Here is a 5,228-nt window from a genome sequence, read left to right as displayed (position 1 = left end):
GCGTCCCAGACGCGAGCTTTGAGCGGTGCTTTCTGTCGTTTCAGATTTCTTCTCCCCACAATAAAACCACCCTGCCTAACCCCCCTTAAGAAGGGGGGGACAAGAGTTGAAGCCGCTAATTTTTATCTCAAATATCATCAGTAAAAATTCCACATTGTTTAAAATCTTCCTGCTAAATTAGCCACTATTAATACTATTTGAACAGGCTTCACCGGCTTAGCAATATGTGTTTGAAAACCCGCTGCGATCGCCCTTTCGCGCTCTTGCTCGCTCGCATACGCAGTCAGCGCCGCGGCGGGGATTTGTCCTCCGGCTGCTGCAGCCAGAGCTCGCACTTGCCGAATTAAAGAATATCCGTTTTCTTCGGGCATTCCCAAATCCGAAATCAGCACGTCATATCTGCCGGGATTTTCCGTCAAAGCAGCCATCGCCGCTGTGACAGATTCCGTCGTCAATACCTCCGCGCCGTAGCTTTCGAGCACAAATTTTAAGAGCTCGCGGGTATCAGCTTCATCATCGACAACTAAAACCTGCAAATTTTCTAAAGAAGGGACACGATCGCCTAAAGTGTTCAAAGGCTCTGACAGTGCAGCCGACTCTAAAGCGTTTAGCTGTGCAATATCTTCAGCCGAGCCTCGCAAAGGCAATCTCACAGTTATTGTAGTTCCTTTTCCCTGCCCCGGACTATCGGCTTGCACCCTTCCCCCGTGCAATTCCACGAGATGGTAGACGATCGACAAACCCAATCCCAGACCTTGATTTTTCTTAGTCGTGCTAGAATCTCCTTGGCGGAAGCGATCGAAAATATGCGGCAACAACTCCGGCGCAATCCCTTTTCCGGTGTCCGTGACTTGAATTTGAGCGCGATCGTCGATCGCCTGTAAAGCAACTTCCACTCGTCCCCCCGGTGGAGTAAACTTAATCGCATTAGACAAGATATTCCACACAACTTGTTGCAAGCGATCGGCATCGCCCAAGACAGTTACAGAAGTCAACTGCGAAACAATTTCAAGGTTTTTGGCCTCCGCTGATAATTGCAGCCCATCGATCGCAGCTTGCACCACAGAAGCCAGATCGATCGAACTAATATTGAGTTGAAGCTTACCGTTGGTAATCCGCGAAATATCGATAATATCTTCGATTAACTGAGCTTGCGTCATAGCGCTGCGCTCGATCACATCTAGGGCGCGATCGGTGGCTGCTTCTTTCAAGTTTCCGGTGCGGAGTATTTGCGCCCACGCTAGAATCGGAGTCAGGGGATTGCGGAGCTCGTGGGAGAGATTCGCCAGAAATTCATCCTTAGCTCTGTTAGCAATTTCTGCTTGTTGGCGAGCCCATTTTTCCTGATCCAATAACTGCGATCGCTCTGTCTCAAACTGCTTGCGATCGGTGATATCCTCCACCGACAGCAGAATCATCGAAACCCTCTCTTCTGGCTCAACTTTACAAGCATTTAGCAGCACAGTTTTCGGCCCTAGTCGCTCAAAAACCTGCTCCACCTCAAAATTTTCAACTTCCACATTATTAAGCAGAATATCTTGCAACATACCTCGCAGTTGCGAGATATTCCACTGCCCGTCAGCAATTTCAAACAAACAAGTTTGGGCGGTTTCTGAAGATGAAACTTTAAACGTTTCGTAGAACGATCGATTAGCGGTATTCACTCGGAAACTAGCATCCAGCACGATTAAAGGAGTTGGCACACTTTCCACAATTGTTTCTGCATAGTTGCGGGCTGTTTCTAGGGTTGCAGCACTGCGTTTGAGATCGTCAATATCAATCAAAACCATCACCACACCCTCAATCTGGTTTTCCGCTGTACGGTAAGGACGAATGCGGAGGGCGTACCAATGTCCCAATGCAGTTTGCACTTCTTGTTCTTTGGTATTGAGAGTATCGAGCACTTCCCAAATCATGGCTTCTAAATTGGGAATTTCCAGATTGGCTCGGATGTCGCTAAACGGGCGCCCGACATCCGTAGAAATCAGATTGAACAGCCGCTGCGCCATCGGCGTAAAGCTGCGAATCCGCAAATCATTTGCCAGCATTAAAATAGGAATACTGATACTTGCCAGCAAATTAGTTACATCGTTATTAACCTGCTGCAAATCTAGATTTCGAGTGCGAAGTTCCTCAACAGTGGTAATCAGTTCTTCATTAGTCGCCTGAATTTCTTCCTTGGCAGTTTCTAGTTCTTCGTTAATGCTTTGCAGTTCTTCATTGCTCGAAATAATTTCTTCGTTAGCAACTCTCAAGTCTTGATTGAGATTTTCTTGCTCCTCTATCACCGCTTGCAGGTGCAATTGAGCCACAGTTTTGTCTTGGTTGGCGGTGCCCAGTTCCTGTCTGAGCCGCACTATTTCCCGCTCCAAATCGTTTGGTTCTAGGCTGTCAAAATTTACGTCAGCTAGGTCGAGCGCTGGGGGTAAAGCTTCTTCAAACACTAACAAAAAATAGCGCATTTCCGCGATCGCAGGTTGGAACGGAATCACCTCAAAATTAACAAAATTTGTGAATTCGCCCTCTTCCAGCCTCACCCGTTCTTTTCTCACCGTCACGTTTTGAGTTTGCGCTTGATAAATAGCCGTGCGAAGTTCCAGAGACAATCCTGAAACCGCCATTGCAAACAAATTTAAACTCGGCGTTCCGGGTGTTAATTTCAAATAGCGATTCGTATCTCCCCGCAGTTGGACAATTTCCATCTGGTCGTTGACCACCGCCCCCACAAAAGCACAGCGATTTAAAATCAATTGGTCTGTTTCGCGTCCCAAGTCAAAGCTGTTGGCAAAATTTGGATTCATGGGCTGGGGGTTTTCTATTTGGTTGAGGGGAGAAAAACTTGTCGCAAAGGACAGTCGGGGACGAGTCGCCGTTAACTTTTTGGCATAAATTTTCGACTGGCCGTCGGCTAAATTAAATAAGTCCGAAGATTTCCCCGTACTTTCGGAAGTACCGAGTATCAAGAAGCCTGTTGGGTTGAGACTGTAATGAAAAATCGCTAAAACTCGTTTTTGTAAAGGTTCTGCTAAATAAATTAGTACATTGCGACAGCTAATCAAATCGAGATTAGAAAAAGGGGGGTCGATGCCTAAGTTTTGTCGGGCGAATACGCACAGTTCGCGGACTGCTTTGCTGATGCGATATCGGCCTCCTTCTACGGAGACAAAGAAGCGAGTGCGTCTCTCTGGTGAAACGCCTAACATCTGGTTTTCTGTGTATAAACCAGACCGAGCTTTGCCGATCGCCGCCTCGCTGATGTCTGTGGCAAAAATCTGGATCGGCAGCGAAAGATCCCGATCGCCCAAAAACTCTAACAAGCAAATGGCGATCGAATAAACTTCTTCACCAGTCGAACATCCAGCCACCCAAATCCGCACCGGAGCTTCTGTTGATTTATTGTGAGTAATAGTGGGGAAAACTTGTTCTTTTAAGCGTTGAAAAACCTCTAAGTCGCGGAAAAAACTCGTGACGTGGATCAGGATTTCTTCATACAAAGCTCTGACTTCCGCCGGATGATCCAGCAAATATTGAGCGTAATCTTCCACTCGTTCCAGCTTGTACAGCAGCATCCGCCGCTGCATTCGCCGGTTCAGGGTGGCCGGTTTGTAGTGGCTGAAGTCAACGCCTGTAATCGATTTGAGCAGCGCAAAAATCGTCGCCAGGGCCGATCCAGGTTCGGGAAATTCCTCAGTGTTAACCACGGGAAGCGGCAGGGCGAGAAAGGCGTGGTGGCTGAGATTTGCCAGTTCCCGCGCAATTGCTTCAGGCGGCAGAATGAAGTCTACACTGCCTGTAGCGACGGCGGTATTGGGCATACTGTCAAATTTTGCGGTTGCTTCGCATTGAGCAAAAGTCACGCCTCCGGCTGCTTTGATGGCGATCAGCCCCAGAGCGCCGTCTCCATCTGCTCCCGATAAAACTACGGCGATGGCTTTTTGTCCCCAATCGAGTGCTAAGGACTCGAAAAACGCATCTCCCGGCATATATTTGCCAAAAACCTTTTCCCTCGGCATCAGTCTCAGCTTTCCTTCCAGCAGCAGCAGCTTGGTATTCGGCGGAATGATGTAGATATGGTTCGGTTGTGGGGCGTTCCCCTCTTCCACCTCGCGCACGGGCATTTGCGTGGTTCTGGCAAGAATTTCGCCCAGCAAACTTTGGCGATCGGGCGCTAGGTGCTGGATCAGCACAAATGCCATGCCGGTGTCTGCAGGTAAGTGGGTCAGCAACTGGATGAATGCTTCCAACCCTCCGGCAGAGGCCACAATCCCGACGATCGGAAAAGGGGCATCGGTTTTAGCTTCGAGTTCTAAGTCGATCGCACCGGGGGCGATCGATCCCCATGTATTTTCGTTAATTAAGTTCATTTAAGTACCGCCGATTAGCAGCTAATAAATCTGGTCAGCTTGAAAAAATATAATAGAGGTTAATTTATAGCAGTTTGAGCTGCTAAAATTGTGAAACCGTCTTATAGCTGGTAAAACACAAAGGGGAGGGCTGACGCCTCCCATGTCATTGCAATAAATGACTATAGTTTTACCAGCTATTAGGGATTAGGTACCCTGTTAGAGCGATGGTAGGAATTGGGGTCAAATACTTGAAAAATCGTGTTTTTTTTCTACTCTCGTCGGCGGCTGCCATATTCATAAATTAAGCACGAAATCGCTTAAATACTATCCCCCCGAGGGCCTATTTGGTTGTCCCATCGTTCGGGCTGAGAACCGGCTCGCATACCCCCTACTTTCTGTTCAGAACACCCTATTTTAAGCTTTTATCGCTTACTTGGGAAGGTAGGGATATTTTAATTTAATAACTTTTTCCTTACAACTATGACATAAATTGTCGTCGGTTGCGGTAAATCGTGGGAATTAATTGTGCGATCGAGAGCGAGAGCTCTATTCTGCGTAAATCTCAGAAATCGGGTTTCTATCTATATTTCTTTTCACCCAACAAAAAAGTCCTAGAAACCCGGTTTCTCTCCCCCGCGTAAATCTCAGAAACCGGGTTTCTCTTTATATTTTTCGTCACTCAATCAAAAAGTCGTAGAAACCCGGTTTCTCTCCCCTTGCGTAAATCTCAGGAACCGGGTTTCTCTTTATATTTTTCGTCACCCAATCAAAAACTCCAAGAAACCGGGTTTCTCCCGGCATCACCCAGGGTGGTTTTATTGTGGGGAGAAGAAATCTGAAACGACAGAAAGCACCGCTCAAAGCTCGCGTCTGGGACGCAAG

The 5,228-nt window shown here is 47.5% G+C and carries 1 protein-coding gene; it reads right to left on the bottom strand.

The genetic code is table 11. The features are described 5' to 3' along the window. Positions 1 to 158 precede the first annotated feature (158 nt). Entirely contained in the window at positions 159 to 4,364 is a 4,206-nt protein-coding gene (locus QUB13_RS30150; protein WP_333388694.1) for a CheR family methyltransferase, read from the bottom strand. Positions 4,365 to 5,228 lie beyond the last annotated feature (864 nt).

The sequence above is a fragment of the Microcoleus sp. B4-D4 genome (genome assembly GCF_036705185.1).
GTDB lineage: Bacteria > Cyanobacteriota > Cyanobacteriia > Cyanobacteriales > Microcoleaceae > Microcoleus.
This window is presented reverse-complemented; position numbering and strand designations above follow the sequence as displayed.

Coding starts and splice junctions, on each gene's coding strand:
- QUB13_RS30150 (WP_333388694.1), bottom strand. CDS start 4,364: ATGAACTTAATTAACGAAAATACATGGGGATCGATCGCCCCCGGTGCG.